Raw genomic sequence first — 16,314 nt, 5'->3', positions numbered from 1 at the left:
GATCAGCACCCGGCCGCCCTCGGGCAGGACGGCGTGGGCGTGGCCGAGCAGCACCCGGATGCGGTCCTGCGGCCAGATCTGCAACTGGTGCACGAACATCACGGTGTCGTGGCCCTCGGGGTAGTCACCCGCGAAGATGTCGCCCTCGACCACCTTCACGCGGTCGTCGAGCCCCGCCTCCGCCACCCGCTTGCGGGCCAGCTCGACCACCTTCGGGATCTCCAGGACGGTGACCTCGACGTCCGGGTGGGCACGGGCCACCGCCATGGCCATCGTCGCGTCGCCGCCGCCGACGTCCAGGATGCGCCGGGAGGAGCTGAAGTCGCCGTACTTGATGAGGTGCTTGCTGGCCACGGCCGACCAGGTGCCCATGAAGTGGTAGAAGACCTTCAGCAGTTCGGGGTCCTCGCTCAGCCGGTGGTAGACCGTGGCGCCGTCCCCCGGGTAGCGCCGCAGCCCGATGTTGCTGTTGGCCCGCAGGGACTCGGTGAAGTCCACCAGGCCCGGATAGGTGACGTACGCCTCGAACCCGACGACCGCCTTGACGAGTTCCCAGTGCCCGCCGGTGAACAGATCCGAGATGGACTTCGCGTTGACGTACCCCTCCTCGGTGCGCTCCACCAGCCGCAGCGCGGTCACGCCGAGCAGCAGGATGTCCAGGGAGCGTTCGGCGAGCCCCAGTTCGGCGCCGATCCGCTCCCGGGACGTACCGGGGCTGCGCTCCAGCAGGTCGAAGAGGCCGAGTTCGACACCGGCGCGGGTGAACTGGAAGGCGTTGTGCCCGAGCAGCACGGTGGTCAGGGCGTCCGGGACGACGCTCTCGGGCTGGGTCTGTACCTCGGTCATGGTTCTGCTCCCTGGAATGAGAGGGTGTCGATCAGGTCGTCGATGGTGAGCGACTGCATGCCGGAGGCGGCTGGGGAACCCGGGCCGGCCGGGGGACCGGGGGCGGTGACGGCGACCGCGCCGATCACGTCGGACGGCACGTCGGACAGGTCGTACAGGAGGATCCGGCCGAGCCGGTGCGGCCGGTCCGGGGCGGCGGGGTGCGGCGGCAGCTGCGAGAGATCCGTGTCCGCCATGGCGGGCAGGCCGCGGCCGGTCAGCTTGACCAGGGCCTCCTTCCGTACCCACAGGCGCAGGAACGCCGAGCGGGGCGCGGGGGATCCGCGGATCCGGTCGATCTCGCCGCGGGTCAGGAAGGAGCCGTAGCCGCGCGGGCCGGGCCCGGGCGCACCGCTCCCGGCGGCGGCTCCGGGCAGCCGCTCGATGTCGATGCCGACGGGGTGATCGGCGGCCGAGGCCGCCACCACCCCGTCCGCGTAGGAGAGGCTGACCCTGCACCGCGCGCCCGCGACGCGCGGCCGGCCGTGCGGGCCCGAGCACAGCGGGCAGCGCTGCTCCAGGACGACGTCCCGGGCCGCGCCGCCGGTGTGCCGCGCGACGCACAGCCGGGCCAGGAGGTGCGCGGCGAGGAAGTCCGCCCGGGCCCGCTCGGTGCGCGCGGCGGCGAGGCGCCGCCGCTCAGCGTCGGTCAGGACCGACACGCCCGCGCCGGGCAGGGCCAGGACCCGGTCCGACTCCGCGACGGCGACGGTCAGGGCCGTCGTCACCGGCTCCTCACTTCTTGCGCTGGCTGTAGACGACACCGGCGAGCGACAGCGCGCCGCCGACCACCGCCAGCCACGGCGGCGTCTCGTCCAGGATCAGCCAGGCCAGCGTCACCGCGATCGGCGGGGAGAGGTAGGTGAGCGCGCCCATCTTCCCCGCGGTGGAGCGGGCCAGCGCGTACCCCCACGTGGTGAAGGCGACCGAGGTGGGGAACACGCCGAGGTACAGCGTCCAGCCGATCGACTCGCCGCTGGCGTGCGCGAGGTTGTCGATCAGCTGGGGCAGGAACGGCAGGCAGAGCACGGCGCCGACGACACAGGCCAGCCAGGTGATCACCAGGGCCGAACTGTTGCCGAGCAGCGGCTTCTCGGTGACGACGCCGCCCGCGTACGCGGCGGCGGCCAGCAGCGCCAGCGCACTGCCCGTCCCGGCCTCCAGACCCTTGCTGGAGGTGGCGAAGCCGATCAGCACCACGCCGACGAGGGCGACGACGCCGCCGACGACCAGCGGACGCGGGAAGCCCTCCTTGAGCAGCAGCCCGGCCAGTACGGCGATGAGCACCGGCCCCAGACTGATGATCATGGACGTGGTGCCCGCGTCGATGCGCTGCTCGGCGGCGTTGAGCGCCACGTTGTACACACCGAACCACAGCAGACCGCACAGGATCAGCCGCGGCATGTCGGAGCGCGGCGGCATCGGGACCCTGCGGACCAGCACCACCGCACCCAGCAGCACCGCCCCGATGAACAGCCGCGCGAGGGTCAGCGCCCCGGGATCGATGTCGTCGCCGGCCGCGCGGATGCCGATGAACGCGGAAGCCCACAGGAAGACGGTCAGCAGTCCGGCCGCGACCGCGAGCGGCGGTGTGCCCGAGGACGGGGCGGGAGTCTCCGGTGAGCCCGGTGAAGCGGTCCCCTGATTGGCTTGCGCAGAGGTCACAGATGTTCACTTCCTTGTCGGTCTACGGGGACGGTTCGCTCGGAGGTGTCCAGGGCCGCCGCCAGCCGCTCGGCGACGCGGGCGACGTGCGGCGGGCGCAGCAGGGTGAAGTGGTTTCCGGGGAGCGTCGCTTCCTCGCGGATCCCGCCCCGGGTCTGCCCGGCCCAGGAGGCGCGGTGCTCACGGAGCCGGTCGCGGGCCCACCACAGCGTGAGCGGGGCGTCGACGACCGACGGCCGATGGGTGAGCATCAACCGCTCGTGCCGCTCGGCGAGTTCCGCCTGCCGGAGCAGGGCCTCGGACGGCAGCACCCGCGCGCCGCGCTCCTCGGCCCGGGTGATCAGCAGCTTCAGCCGTTCCGACAGCGGCAGTCCGCGCAGCCGGTCGCGCAGGGCCGCGGTCTCCTCGGCGGTGACGGCGAGTTCGGGCAGGGAGTCCGCGAGGGCGACGGCCGGGGCGAGCAGCGGGTCGGGTTCGCCCTCCCCGGGGACGGACGAGTCCAGCAGGGCGACCAGCGCGACCCGCTCGCCCGCCGCCTCCAGCCCGGCCGCCACCTCGACCGCCAGGGCACCGCCCATGGACCAGCCCGCGAGGTGGTAGGGGCCGGCGGGCCGGCGCTCCCGGATCACGTCCACGTACTGGGCGGCCATCGCGGCGAGGCTCTCCGCCTCGGCCTCCCCGGCCAGGGCACGGGACCGGATGCCCAGCACCTCCCGCCCCGCGGGCAGCAGCGTGACCAGCTGCCGGTACGCCATCACGTCACCGCCCGCCGGATGCAGCAGGAAGAGCGGAGCGGGGGTGACCGGCGCACGCAGCGAGAGGAGCAGGGAGTGCTCGGACCCCGCCGAGATCAGCTCGGCGAACCGGGCCACCGTGGGCGCCTCGAACAGCGCGGTCAGCGGCAGCCGCACCCCGAAACGGCGGGCCACCGCCGCCATGAGGCGGGCCGCGAGCAGCGAGTGACCGCCGAGGGCGAAGAAGTCGTCGTCGAGCCCGATGGTGTCCGCGTCGCGCCCGAGCAGCTCGGCCCACAGCCCGGCGACCGTGCGCTGCAGCGCGGTCCGCGCCGTGCGGGCCGGGGCGCCGGCGGCGGCGGCCGGGGCGGGCGGCGGCAGGGCCGCGCGGTCCAGCTTGCCGTTGGCGGTGACGGGCAGCGCGGCCAGCGGGACGAAGACGGCCGGCACCATGTAGTCCGGCAGCGAGCGCGCCAGGAAGGCGCGCAGCTCCGCAGGGCCGGGCGGTTCGGTACCGGCGTCCGGGACGACGTACGCCAGCAGCCGGTCGTCCGCCGGCCGTACGGCGGCGGCCTGCACGGACGGGTGGGCGGCCAGCCGTGCCTCGATCTCGCCGAGTTCGATGCGGTAGCCGCGCAGTTTGACCTGGCCGTCGGCGCGGCCGATGAACTCCAGTGCCCCGTCCGGCCGTCGGCGGACCAGATCACCGGTCCGGTACAGCCGGCCACCGGGCCGGCGCGGATCGGGCACGAACCGTTCGGCGGTCAGCTCGTCGCGGCCCCGGTATCCGGCCGCGAGCTGCACACCGCCGATGTGCAGCTCGCCCACGATGCCGAGGGGCAGCGGGGCCAGCCGGTCGTCGAGCACGTCGAGCGTGGTGTTGGCCACCGGCCGGCCGATGGGCACCGGGCCCGCGGCGTCCTCGGGCCGGCACCGCCACGCCGACACGTCGACGGACGCCTCGGTGGGGCCGTACAGGTTGTGCAACTCGACGGCCGGCGGCGGGAAGACCTCGAAGAACCGCCGGACCAGGTCCGGGGGCAGGGCCTCGCCGCTGGCGATCACCCGGCGCAGCGAGCCGCAGCGGGAGGCCGCCGGGTCGGTGAGGAAGGCCCGCAGCATGGACGGGACGAAATGCACCGTCGTCACCGAGTCCCGGCGGATCACCTCGGCCAGGTACCCGGGGTCGCGGTGGCCGCCGGGGCGGGCCACGACGAGCCGCGCGCCGGTCATGAGCGGCCAGAAGAACTCCCACACGGACACGTCGAAGGTGAAGGGGGTCTTCTGCAGGACCGTGTCGGCGGCCGTGAGGCCGTAGGCCTCCTGCATCCACAGCAGGCGGTTGCAGATGCCCCGGTGGGTGAGCATGACGCACTTGGGGGTGCCCGTGGAGCCCGACGTGTAGATGAGGTAGGCGAGTTGGCCGGGCTCCACCTCGACCGCGGGCCCGGCGTCCTCCGGCTCCTCCAGCCGGGTCAGGTCCACCGGCAGGACCGGCACGTCCGCCGGGAGGCCGTCCGGTGACCCGGTGGTGAGCACCAGCGCGGTGCCGGCGTCGGCGAGCATGAACGCCCTGCGCTCGGCCGGGGTGGCCGGATCGACCGGCAGATAGGCGCCGCCCGCCTTGAGGACCGCGAGCAGGCCGACCACCAGCTCCAGGGAGCGCTCCATGTGCACGGCCACCGTGGTGCCGGGCGTGAAGCGGTCCTCCCCGACGGCCCGGCGGATCCGCCGGGCCAGCCGGCCCGCCGCCGCGTCCAGCTCCGCGTACGTCAGGGAACGGTCCTCGAAGACCAGCGCGGTCGCGCCGGGGGTACGACGGGCCTGGCGCTCGATGTGCGTGTGCAGCGGGGTGTCGAGGTCGTAGGCGCGTGCGGTGTCGTTCCAGGCGTCGAGCTGCTTCAGTTCCTCGTCCGACAGCATCCGGGGGGCCGAGACCGGGTCGTCGGGGCGGGTCAGCAGGGCGTCCAGCAGAGCGAGGTAGTGGCCGGTGGTGCGGTCCCGCTGGGTGGTGTCGAAGCAGACGGTGTTGAAGTCGAAGTCGAGCACGAAGCGCGGCGGGGCGGTGGGGTCCGGGCGCAGCTCACGGACCTGGAGGGTGAGCCGGTCGGGGGAGTGCCCGGTGTCGAGCAGGTCGAAGCCGACCGTGCCGCCGAACCCTTCGAAGACCGCGTTCTGGTAGTTGAGGTAGACGTCGTAGAGGCGGGCGCCGCCGCGGTGCCGGGGCACATGGTCCTGGTAGCGGGCCGCCTGGAGGAAGGACCGCTGGGTCTCCCGGGCGAGGAGCCGGAGCGTGGTGTCGCCGGTGACCCGCAGCTGCAGCGGCAGCACGTTCATGAACAGGCCGGCCGTGTCCCGGAACTCGGCCGGGCGGTTGGCGAACGGCGTGCCGATGCGGAGCAGTTCACCGCCACCGATCCGGTGCAGGTAGGCGAAGAGGGCCGCGGCGAAGGCGACGGCGGGCGAGGCGTGGCCCTCCTGCCGGGCGAACTCGGCGATGCGAGCGCTGCGTCCGGCGTCCAGCTCGACGGTGACCCGTGCCGTGCGGGTCGTCCCCGCCACGTCGTCTTCCCTGCCGTAGAAGGCCAGTCGCTCCACCGGCTCGGCCAGCGTCTCGCGCCAGTGCCGCTCGGCCCGCTGCCGGCGCCCGGTGCCGCGCAGCGCCCGCTCGTGGTCGACGTACGCCTGGAACGGCGGCAGCGGCGTGGCCTCCGCCAGGCGCCCCTGCCGGTCGAGGTCGTAGTACGCGGAGAGGGTCCGCAGGAACAGGGACATCGACCACGCGTCGCACACCAGGTGGTCCACGTCGAGGTACCAGGCGTACGCCGAGTCGCTCAGCTTGAGCAGGGCGGAGTCGAAGACCCGGCGGGCCGGATCGAGCCCGGGCCCGCTGCGCCGCCGGGCCCAGCGCAGGGCGGCCTCGCGGGGGTCCGGCTCACCGGTGAGGTCCACCAGGTCCACCGGCGCCGGGACGCTGTCGGCCACCCGGCGCAGCGGGACGCCGTCGACCTCGTGGAAGGTGCTGCGCAGCGCGTCGCTGTGGTCCACCAGCCGCTGGAAGGCACGCCGGAAGCGGTCGTGGTCGAGCGGGCCGGGGATGCTGTAGAGGGCGGTGACGTTCTCGTAGTACAGCCGGACGTCGCCGGAGGTCTGCTTGCCGAACCAGAGCGCCAGTTGACTGTCCGTCAGGTTGCTCTCGGGGGCCCGGGCGCCGGTCACGGCGATCTCCTCCGGCGAGCGGACGGCCCGGCGGAGCACCTCCTGGAACTCCTCGGCCCACCCGGAGACGGTACCGGCGTCGAACAGGTCGGTGCGGTACTCGAAGCAGCCGAGCAGCTCGCCGTCCTGCTCGCGCAGGTGCAGGCTGAGGTCGAGCGGGGACACGCCGAGGTCGAAGTCGTCCGGGGCGGCCGGTGTGACGGTCAGCCCTCCCGCGCGCCGGCCCGCGGGGACGGCGGGCTGGAGCGAGAAGGCGGTCTGCCGCAGCACCGTGCGGCCGGGCGGCCGGGGCGGGTTGGTCTCCCGCACGATGTCCCCGAACGGGAGGTCGTGCGTCAGCGCGCCGCGCAGCACCTCGCCGGCGTGCCGCGCCGTCTCCGCGAACGTCCGGCCCGGCCGCAGCCGCAACCGCAGCGGCAGCGTGTTCACGAAGAAGCCGATCAGCCCCTCCTCGCCGGCTCCCTGGCGTTCGTCGACGGGCGCGCCGACGACGAGGTCCAGCTGGCCGGTGATCCGGTGCAGCGTCACGGCGTACGCGGCGAGCAGGACGCCGTAGACGGTGGCGCGGTCACGGCCGGCCGCGGCGCGCAGCTCCTGGTGCAGGCCGACGGGAATCCGGAAGCCGTGCCGGGCGCCCCGGTCCGTGGCCGGCGCGGACCGCGGGCGGTCGATGGGCAGTTCGAGGACCGGGAGGTCACCGGACAGCTCCTCGCGCCAGTACCGGACCGACCGGTCGCGCTCCTCGCCGGTCGGACGCCGCTCGCCGGCCGGTACGGCGGCCGACGGCGGCAGGGGAGAGGGGCGCCCTTCGGCGAACGCCTCGTACAGCGCGACGAGTTCGGTGGTGAAGACGCCCATCGACCAGCCGTCGCAGACCAGGTGGTGCGCGACGACGGTGAGCACGTGCCGCTCGGCGGTCAACCGGTAGAGGGTGAAGCGGGCCAGGGGAGCCCGGTCCAGCTCGAAGGGGCGCCTCCCCTGCTCGGCGTGCAGGGCGCGCGCCCGTCGTTCGGCCTCTCCCGAGGGCAGGTCGGCGAGGTCGACCAGGGGCAGTTCGACGGAAGGGGACGCGACGACGTGCCGTACCGGCCGCCCGTCCTCCTCGCGGAAACCCGTGCGCAGCGACTCGTGCCGTGCCGTGATCCCGGTCAGGGCCCGGTGCAGCGCCTCGACGTCGAGCGGGCCCGCCAGGTGCAGGGCGGCGGAGAGGTGGTGAGCCGGGCTGCCCGGGTCGAGGCGCTGGAGCAGCCACAGCCGCTGCTGGGCGTCGGACGCGGCGGTGGGATCGGCGGACTGCTCCGCGGACGTGGCCGCGCGCTGCCGCAGCCGGGCCATCAACCGGGCGCGCTCGGGCCCCGTCAACTCCGCGAGCCGCCCCAGGAGATCGCTCACGAAGCCGCCTCCGCCACCCGCTCCAGGATGTCGTCGATGTTCGGGTGCGTCTCCAGGAGTGCCGCGATCCACCGCTCCAGACCGAAGGCGACACACCCGGTGAAGGCCGGGCCGCCGTCGGCGAGGGAGACGGCGCAGCGCTCCCCGAAGAAGTTGCGGTGGAAGTTGAGCGATCCGATGGCCAGGGTGCCGTCGTGGACGAACTCCTCCTTCACCGGGAAGAGCTGAGCCAGCAGGGCCCGCCCGCCGCTCTTCTCGAAGAACGGGTCCGACGCCGGCTGGACCGCCAGGTCGAGCCCGAGCCGGGCCGCGAACTCCACCACCTTCGGCCGGAACGCGGCCAGATGCTCCAGGACGGCCTCCCGGGGCCCCAGGCACACGATCTCCCGCATGGTGAACCCGTGCAGCCGGCGCAGCCCCTCGTAGTGGTCCTCGTTGCGGAAGCACTTGGCGACGGTGGTGACGTACCGCGGCGCGGCGAGCGTGGCGGAGCGGTGGTGCAGGTACACGTTGTAACAGGCCGCGGAGACCAGCCCGTACGCGCTCTCGCCGAGACGGTCGGAGGGCAGCGCGGTGTCACCCGCCACCTTGTCCGCCGGCAGCTTCAACGGGGCTGTCATCAGGGCGAGGTGCGGGAAGTTGTCGAAGTAGTCGATGGCGGCCAGGTCCGCGGTGCCGATCACCGCCGGGAAGAGCATCGGGGTGGCGCCGCACTCCCGGGCCCAGCCCTGGAAGCGCTGGTCCAGCAGGTCCATGAGGCGGACGAGTTCCGGGCCCAGGGTGACGAGCCCGCCGCGCGCCGTGTAGAGGTCACTCATGGCTCACCGCGTCGGTGCCGAGGGTGTCCGCCAGAACGGTGTCGCGTATGCCGCGCAGGGTCCGGAAGCCGACGACGTTCTCCGCGGTCAGCTCCAGCTCGTGCCCGGCCAGCTCCTCCAGCAGGAGCAGCAGCTGCGGGAAGTCCAGGGAGTCGATGAGGCGGCTGTCGATGAGGTCCTCGTCCCAGCCGACGGCCGTGACCTCGGGGTTGCGCGCCAGCAGCCACGACCGCACCTGTTCGATCATGTCCGTCCCCATCAGGCCGCCGCCTCCTGGAACGGAGAAGCGGTGATGATCTCCTGGCTCACCAGGAACCGGGTGATGCGCTTGAAGAACGTCTCGTGGTAGGCGACGCGCGCCGGGTCCCGCAGCAGTTCCTCGCGGAAGGCGAAGGCGTCGGCGATCCCCGCGTCCCGGTACACGGTGGGGTTGTACAGCGACTGCACGCTCGCGGTGATGTAGCGCCGCAGGTAGACGTCCAGGCGCTCGCGCAGTTCCCGGTCGCCCCGCTCGCGCAGGGGCTCGTACAGGAGGCCCACGAGCTTGCGGCCCATGATGATGTGCCGCCACTCGTCGTCGTGGTGGACCTGGTTCACCTCCCTGATCAGGGGATGCAGGGTGGTGTCCCTGCCCATTCTGATGTTGAAGTGGTCGACCAGTTCCTCGAAGATGAGGATGCGGGCGAAGACCAGGAAGTTGGCGACGGCGGCGTCCTCCTCCGGCGTGGTGACCGGAAGCGACTTGTCCGGGTAGATCTTGCCGCCGTAGCGCAGACAGAACTGGGCGAAGAACCACATGTGCCCGTTCTCCTCGCCCAGGAAGCGGTGGAAGAACTCGGAGGGCAGCTCGAACCCGCGGGTGTGGATCCGCCGGGTCACCTCGATGAGCAGCTCACGTATGCCGTGGATGTTGAGGCTGAAGAAGTTGACGCTCTCCCACTTGCTCAGGCGCATGAGCGTCTTCTCGTCCAGCTCCCGCGCGTGCCGGGTGCCGGCCACGGTGAGCAGGTCGGGTGTCATCCACCACTGCTCCTCGGCCAGCTCGTCCACCCAGTCGAACCGCGTGTAGGGGCTGTAGTGGTGGTCGGTCGCGTCGGCGACCAGGTTGTCCAGCGTTTCCACCACGTCCGTCGTGTCCATGTGCCCCCCTGCTGGGATCAGCGTGCGTCAGGAACGGTCAGACCTTCGGTCGAAGGCGTTCGGTGCTTGCGCTGTTCAGCCGTTGTCGCTCCGGGCGATCAGTCCGGCGACCTGTTCTTCGTCCACGGCGAGCGGCCTGCTCTCCAGCAGCGCGGCCAGCTTCGCGACGGTCGACGCCTGGAACAGGTCACCGGTGGTGACCCGCACCGGCAGCTCCGCCTCGATGCGTACGGCGAGCTGGGACAGCAGCAGGGACTGCGCACCCGAGGCGAAGAAGTCGTCGTGGACCCCGACCTCCTCCTGTCCGAGCAACTCCGCCCAGATGCCCGCGATCAGCGACTCCAGGGGCGTACGCGGGGGAGTGGCGGCCCGCTCGCCGGGTGCCGTCGCCGCGCTCTCGGCGCGCCAGCCGCCGGTCCGGGACAGGGCACCGGACAGGTACGCCTCCCGTGTCGCGCGGCGCTGGATCTTGCCGCTGGAGGTCTTGGGGACGGTGCGGGCCGGGATGAGCACCAGTTCGTGGAGATCGGCGTCGCACTCCTCGCGCACCGCCCGCCGGACCGCGAGCGTGACGGCTTCGGTGTCCGCGCCGTCGGTGACCTCGGACACCAGGACCAGCCGCTCCTCGCCGTCCACGGGAACGGTGAAGGCCGCGCCGCAGCCCGGCCGCAGGGCGGGGTGGCTGCCTTCGGCGGCGCTTTCCACGTCGTGCGGATACACATTGCGGCCACGCAGGACGAGCAGGTCCTTCAGACGGCCCGTGACGGCGAGCGCGCCCTCGTCGTCCAGCGCCCCCAGATCCCCAGTGCGCAGGTAGGGGCCACGGCCGTCCGGCAGCGTGGCGCCGAACAGCGCCGCGCTCTCGGTGGGACGGCCCCAGTAGCCCGCGGAGACACTGGGACCGGACACCCAGATCTCCCCGACCTGCCCGGCCTTGGCCGGTGCCAGGGTGGCGGTGTCCACCACGACGACGGACTGGTCGCCGCGGGCGGTGCCGCAGGCGATCCTGGTCACGCCCTCGACCGGGAAGCGGCGCCCGGGCTCGCCCACCGGGTCGGCGGTCACCAGCAGGGTGGCCTCCGCCAGGCCGTAGCTGGGACGGAAGGTGCCGGGGCCGAAGCCGGCCGGGGCGAACCGCTCCGTGAACCGCTCGACCGTCTCCACCCGGACCGGTTCCGCTCCGTTGACGGCCGCACGCCAGGTGGACAGATCGAGCGACGCCCGCTGTTCGTCGTCGATCTTCCGCAGGCACAGTTCGTATCCGAAATTCGGGGAAGGACTGATCGTGCCCCGGTGAACGGAGATGGCTTTCAGCCAGCGATACGGCTTCTGCAGGAAATGCAGAGGTGACATCAGAACGCCCGGAAAACCCCCGTAAAGCGGTTCCAGGATGGCACCGATAAGTCCCATGTCGTGATACGGCGGAAGCCAGCTGACCATGACGTCATGCGGGGTCCCGGCAAAGGACTGATAGATGGCCTCCAGATTGTGCATGAGATTCGCGTGCGTCAGCATGACACCGCGCGGAAGCCGGGTGGAGCCGGAGGTGTACTGCAGAAAGGCGAGGTCCTCGGACGTCGCGGCCACGGCAGCTCCGCCGGACCCGGCCGCGGCGCCGGCCTGGCCGGCTCCGGGCTCCAGGGCGTCGGTGGCGACCCACGCCAGCGGGGCGTCCAGCGCCGACCGGGTGATCGGCAGAAGATCCTTCGTGGTCAGGGCGATGCGGGCGCCCGCGTCGGCGACGATGGCGTCCAGCCGGCCGAGGCTGCGCGCGTCCTGCGGCGGATAGGCCGGTACGGCCACGACGCCGGCGAGCAGGCAGCCGAAGAACGCGGTGATGTAGTCGAGGCCCGGGGCGAAGAGGAGCAGCGCCCGCTCGCCCCGCCCGTGCCGGTCGGCCAGCGCGCCGGCCACGTCGGTGGCCGCCGCGTACAGCTGCCGATAGCTGAGCCGCCGTTCGTCGTCCTCGCCGTCGGCGAGAAAAACATATGCGGTGCCGTCGGGATTCTGCAATGCTCGATCCCGGAGTATATGAACAAGAGTAGGGGGTGCCGGCGACGATATTGCGGGCATACTGACCGCCCCTCCGGACGCGTTAAGACCGTTTCGTTCAGCTACCTGCTGGCCGCACGAGGGGCAAGACTAAAACCAGGTCCAGGCCACGTCAATCCGGTGGTCAGAGCGTCCGAGAGCGGTCGCCGATATTCTGCCACCAGGGTCGGCGAATAGATCTTGGTCAAGCATTGCGGCAATGTTTCGCGGCGTACGGCCGCCCGCCGCACCGCGTTCCGCTTCGGCCCGTCGGGAGGGGGCGCGCGCCGCACCGTTCCCGCAGGCAGGGGCGGCGGTGCGGCCTCAGGACACGCGTGCCGCCCCTGGGCCCTCACGGTGCCCTCGGTGTCCCGCTCGTCCCGTCCCCGTCGCGCTCCGTACCGCGCACCGGCGCGAGGATCATGTCTGAAACATGACAGAAAACCCTCCGGTTTCGGCCGCGCTCGCTCCGCGCGGCCGGCCTCGTGGAAGATGGGCCCCGTGACAGAGGACGCGAGCGAGGTCGTTCTGAGCAAGCAGGACCTTCGTGCGGTAGCCGCGTTCGCCGCGGCATGCGCGGAGGCGGCGCTCGGGGTCTTCGAGGCCGATCAGCCGGACGACGCGCGGCCTCGGGCCGCTGTCGGTGCCGCGTGGGAGTTCGCCCGGGGCGGCGAACGCGGGAAGTCTCTGCGCGACACGGCGTGGGCGGCGCTCAAAGCGGCCAGGAACACGGACACCGCGGCTGCCCGCGAGGCGGCGTGGGCGGCGATGTCCGCGGCAGCCGCCGCCTACCTGCACCCGTTGGCCAAGGCGACCCAGGTCAAGCACATCCTCGGAGCCGGCGCCCACGCGGCCCGCGCAGCCGAACTCGCCGCCGGCGACGACCCGAGCGTCGGCGCCGGACACCTCCAGCAGATGGTGCGCCGTGCCACACCGGCCGTCGTCGACGTGCTCCAGCGCTTCCCGGCGGCGCCGAGTGGCGGCGGACGGGTCGGTGAGCTGATCCGCCTGCTGGACACCGGCCTTCGGTCGCTCACCTTCACCGAGTGACGTTCAACGTCGGCGCAGGGGCGGGGAGTTGCGGGGGCTTGCCCGTTCTTGAGGTGCCGGGCCGGTGTGCGGCGCCGGCCGCCGCCGCGCTCGTCGCCCTGCGCTGACCGGCGTCGCCCTGCGCTGACCGGCGTCGGCCCGCTGCGGCCCCGCTTCGCCCGCTTCTGCCTCGCGTCGGCCCGCGTCGGCGCCCCGCTTCGGCACCCGGATCCGCGCCGACACGCCCCCAGGGGACCCCTTAACCACCGCAGGGGCCCCTGGGGGCTGTAGGGGTGTCCCGCGTCACCGGCGCCTGCCTAGCCTCCGACAGCGGAGGGGAAGCGGACCGGAACCCGTCCGGAGGCGATCCGCACGGCCGAGGCCCTCACGTCGATCTCGATCGGATGGCGCGCTGGTGAACAACGAAGAGCAACTGCTCGACTATCTCAGGCGAACGACCGCGGACCTGCGGGAGGCGCGGCGGCGACTGCGCGAGAACGAGCAACGCGCACACGGCCCCATCGCCGTCGTCGGCATCGGCTGCCGCTACCCGGGCGGCGTCACCACCCCCGAGGACCTGTGGGAGCTGGTCGCGACCGGCACCGACGCGGTGACGGACTTCCCCGCCGACCGCGGCTGGGACGTGGACGCCCTGTACGACCCCGATCCTGCCCGGCCCGGCAAGACCTACGCCCGCACCGGCGGGTTCCTGCACGACGCCGCCGACTTCGACCACGACTTCTTCGGCATCAGCCCCCGCGAGGCCCTCGCCATGGACCCGCAGCAGCGGCTGCTGCTGGAGACCTCCCACGAGGCCTTCGAACGGGCCGGCATCGTCCCGGCCACCCTGCGCGGCAGCCGCACCGGCGTGTTCGCCGGCGTGATGTACAACGACTACGCCACCCGCCTGACCTCCGTCCCCGACGACCTCGACGGCTACCTCGCCAACGGAAGCGCCGCCAGCATCGCCTCCGGGCGCGTCGCCTACACCTTCGGCCTCGAAGGCCCGGTGGTCACCGTCGACACCGCCTGCTCCTCCTCCCTGGTCGCCCTGCACTGGGCGGTACGGGCGCTGCAGTCGGGCGAATGCTCGCTCGCCCTGGCCGGCGGCGTCACCGTGATGTCCACGCCGGAGACGTTCATCGACTTCAGCCGGCAGCGCGGGCTCGCCCCCGACGGCCGCTGCAAGGCGTTCGCGGCGGCGGCCGACGGCACCGGCTGGGGCGAGGGCGCCGGCATGCTGCTGCTGGAACGGCTCGCCGACGCCCGGCGCAACGGCCACCCGGTGCTCGCCGTCATCCGGGGCAGCGCGGTCAACTCCGACGGCGCCAGCAGCCGGCTGACCGCGCCCAACGGCCCGTCCCAGCAGCGGGTCATCCGGCAGGCGCTGGCCGGTGCCGGGCTCACCGCCGCCGACGTCGACGTGGTCGAGGCGCACGGCACCGGCACCTCCCTCGGCGACCCCATCGAGGCGCAGGCGCTGCTCGCGACGTACGGCCGGGACCGGCCCGCCGACCGGCCGCTGCTGCTCGGCTCCGTCAAGTCCAACCTCGGGCACACCCAGGCCGCGGCGGGCGTCGCGGGCGTCATCAAGATGGTGCTGGCCATGCGGCACGGCGAGGTTCCGCCCACGCTGCACGTCGACGCCCCCACCGACCAGGTGGACTGGAGCGCGGGAGCCGTCGAACTGGCCCTGGAACGGCGCCCGTGGCCCGCCACCGGGCGGCCCCGCCGCGCCGCGGTCTCCTCCTTCGGCATCAGCGGCACCAACGCGCACGTCATCCTGGAGCAGGCACCCGCGGAGGACCCGGACAACCTGCCCGAGGGGGACGGCGGCTGGGTCCCCTGGATCGTCACCGGACGCACCCGGCCGGCCCTCACCGCGCAGCTCGCGCGGCTGCGCGCCCACGTCGACGCGCACCCGGGCGCACGCCCGGCCGACGTCGGACTGTCGCTGGCCACCACCCGTGCCCGCTTCGAGCAGCGCGCCGTCGCCGTCGGCCGGGACACCGGCGAACTGCTCACCGCTCTCGCCGCCGCCACCCCGCTCACCCCTGTCGGCGGCAAGACGGCCTTCCTGTTCACCGGCCAGGGAGCGCAGCGGCTCGGCATGGGCCGGGCCCTGCACCGCGCCTTCCCGGTGTACGCCGAGGCCTTCGACGCCGTGTGCGCCCTCGCCGACCCGCACCTGGACCGGCCGCTCGCCGACGTGATCGACACCGACGCCGGCCTGCTCACCCGGACCGACTACGCGCAGACCGCCCTGTTCGCCACCGAGGTGGCCCTGTACCGCCTCCTGGAGTCCTGGGGCGTGACCCCCGACTACCTGGCCGGGCACTCCGTCGGCGAACTGGCCGCCGCCCACGTCGCCGGGGTGCTGTCCCTGCCGGACGCGGTCCGGCTCGTGCTCGCGCGCGGCACCCTGATGGCGGCCCTGCCGGCGGGCGGCGCCATGGCCGCGCTGCGGGCCACCGAGGAGGAGGTCGCCCCCCACCTGGACGACCGGGTCGGCCTCGCCGCCGTCAACGGCCCGCGCTCCGTGGTCATCTCGGGCACCGAGGAAGCCGTCGAGGCCCTGGCCGCCCGCTTCGACAGGAGCAAGCGGCTGACGGTCTCGCACGCCTTCCACTCGCCGCTGATGGAGCCGATGCTCGCCGGCTTCGCCGAGGCCGCCGCCCGGTGCTCCTTCTCCGCGCCGCGCATCCCGATCGTCTCCACCCTCACCGGCGCGCTCGCCGACCCCGCCCACCTCACCGCACCCGGCTACTGGGTGGACCACGTGCGCCGTCCCGTCCGCTTCGCGCCCGCCCTGACCGCCCTGCACGAGCTGGGCGTCCGGGCGTTCCTCGAAACCGGCCCGGACGCGGCCCTCACCGCCCTGGCCGCGGACTGCCTGCCCGAGGACAGCGTGACCGTCGCCGCGCTGCGCCGCGACGGCGACGAGGAACGCGACCTGGTCACGGCCGTGGCTTGGCTGCACGCGGCCGGCACCGCCGTGGACTGGGCCGCGTTCTTCGCCCCGCACCAGGCCCGCCGCACCGCCCTGCCCACCTACGCCTTCCAGCGCGAACGCCTCTGGCTGGAGGCCGGCGCGGGCGGCAGCGGCGACGCCGCCGGGCTGGGGCAGCAGGCCACCGGCCATCCGCTGCTGACCGCCGCGACCGAACTGCCCGACAGCGGGGGAGCGGTCCTCACCGGCCGGCTCTCCCTCGCCTCCCATCCGTGGCTGGCCGACCACGCCGTGCACGGCACCGTGCTGCTGCCCGGCACCGCCTTCGTCGAGCTGGCCCTGACGGCCGCGGAACGCACCGGCTGCGACACCGTCGAGGAACTCACCCTGCACGCCCCGCTGCTGCTGCCCGAACAGGGTGCCGTCGCCGTACAGGCCGCCGTCGGCGGCG

At 73.3% G+C, this 16,314-nt stretch carries 10 protein-coding genes; 2 read left to right on the top strand and 8 right to left on the bottom strand.

All coding sequences use genetic code 11. The features are described 5' to 3' along the window. From CCN44_RS14165 to CCN44_RS14130, 8 genes are all read right to left on the bottom strand, one after another. Positions 1 to 846, bottom strand: an 846-nt coding sequence (locus CCN44_RS14165) for a methyltransferase (RefSeq protein WP_086697842.1), incomplete at its 3' end; no start/stop codon positions are given. Next, on the bottom strand, positions 843 to 1,613 hold the full coding sequence (locus CCN44_RS14160; protein WP_086697841.1) for a 4'-phosphopantetheinyl transferase family protein: 771 nt from the start codon (positions 1,611 to 1,613) through the stop codon (positions 843 to 845). The genes CCN44_RS14165 and CCN44_RS14160, both read right to left, overlap by 4 nt. 7 nt (positions 1,614 to 1,620) lie before the next feature. Further along, positions 1,621 to 2,550: a DMT family transporter gene (locus tag CCN44_RS14155; protein ID WP_086697840.1), complete on the bottom strand. Its 930-nt coding sequence runs from the start codon at positions 2,548 to 2,550 to the stop codon at positions 1,621 to 1,623. Next, the gene (locus tag CCN44_RS14150) at positions 2,547 to 7,895 is read right to left on the bottom strand and encodes a non-ribosomal peptide synthetase (protein ID WP_143649741.1); all 5,349 of its coding nucleotides are present in this window, start codon (positions 7,893 to 7,895) and stop codon (positions 2,547 to 2,549) included. The genes CCN44_RS14155 and CCN44_RS14150 overlap by 4 nt, the downstream gene beginning before the upstream one ends. Then, on the bottom strand, positions 7,892 to 8,713 hold the full coding sequence (locus CCN44_RS14145; RefSeq protein ID WP_059255964.1) for a class-II aminoacyl-tRNA synthetase family protein: 822 nt from the start codon (positions 8,711 to 8,713) through the stop codon (positions 7,892 to 7,894). Before CCN44_RS14145 ends, CCN44_RS14150 begins: the two co-directional genes overlap by 4 nt. Then, entirely contained in the window at positions 8,706 to 8,972 is a 267-nt protein-coding gene (locus CCN44_RS14140; RefSeq protein ID WP_086697838.1) for a hypothetical protein, read from the bottom strand. Before CCN44_RS14140 ends, CCN44_RS14145 begins: the two co-directional genes overlap by 8 nt. After that, positions 8,972 to 9,853 (bottom strand): diiron oxygenase, encoded by an 882-nt coding sequence (locus CCN44_RS14135; protein WP_059255968.1) that lies wholly within the window; start codon positions 9,851 to 9,853, stop codon positions 8,972 to 8,974. The genes CCN44_RS14140 and CCN44_RS14135 overlap by 1 nt, the downstream gene beginning before the upstream one ends. 75 nt (positions 9,854 to 9,928) lie before the next feature. Beyond that, positions 9,929 to 11,866 carry an AMP-binding protein gene (locus tag CCN44_RS14130; protein WP_158103102.1) on the bottom strand — a complete coding sequence of 646 codons (1,938 nt, stop codon included), beginning with the start codon at positions 11,864 to 11,866 and terminating at the stop codon, positions 9,929 to 9,931. Positions 11,867 to 12,376: 510 nt separating this feature from the next. Between CCN44_RS14130 and CCN44_RS14125 the strand changes: the two genes are divergently transcribed. Together CCN44_RS14125 and CCN44_RS14120 are read left to right on the top strand one after the other, a co-directional pair. Then, positions 12,377 to 12,934 (top strand): putative immunity protein, encoded by a 558-nt coding sequence (locus CCN44_RS14125; protein ID WP_086697836.1) that lies wholly within the window; start codon positions 12,377 to 12,379, stop codon positions 12,932 to 12,934. A gap of 394 nt (positions 12,935 to 13,328) precedes the next feature. Beyond that, positions 13,329 to 16,314: type I polyketide synthase (locus CCN44_RS14120; protein WP_143649739.1), on the top strand; the 2,986-nt coding region annotated here is incomplete at its 3' end.

It is taken from the genome of Streptomyces tricolor (assembly GCF_002155905.1).
GTDB lineage: Bacteria > Actinomycetota > Actinomycetes > Streptomycetales > Streptomycetaceae > Streptomyces > Streptomyces tricolor.
This window is presented reverse-complemented; position numbering and strand designations above follow the sequence as displayed.

What these genes read in the sequence shown, in the direction of transcription:
- CCN44_RS14125 (WP_086697836.1), top strand. Translation starts at nt 12,377, where the DNA reads ATGGGCCCCGTGACAGAGGACGCGAGCGAGGTCGTTCTGAGCAAGCAG.
- CCN44_RS14145 (WP_059255964.1), bottom strand. Translation starts at nt 8,713, where the DNA reads ATGAGTGACCTCTACACGGCGCGCGGCGGGCTCGTCACCCTGGGCCCG.
- CCN44_RS14135 (WP_059255968.1), bottom strand. Translation starts at nt 9,853, where the DNA reads ATGGACACGACGGACGTGGTGGAAACGCTGGACAACCTGGTCGCCGAC.
- CCN44_RS14140 (WP_086697838.1), bottom strand. Translation starts at nt 8,972, where the DNA reads ATGGGGACGGACATGATCGAACAGGTGCGGTCGTGGCTGCTGGCGCGC.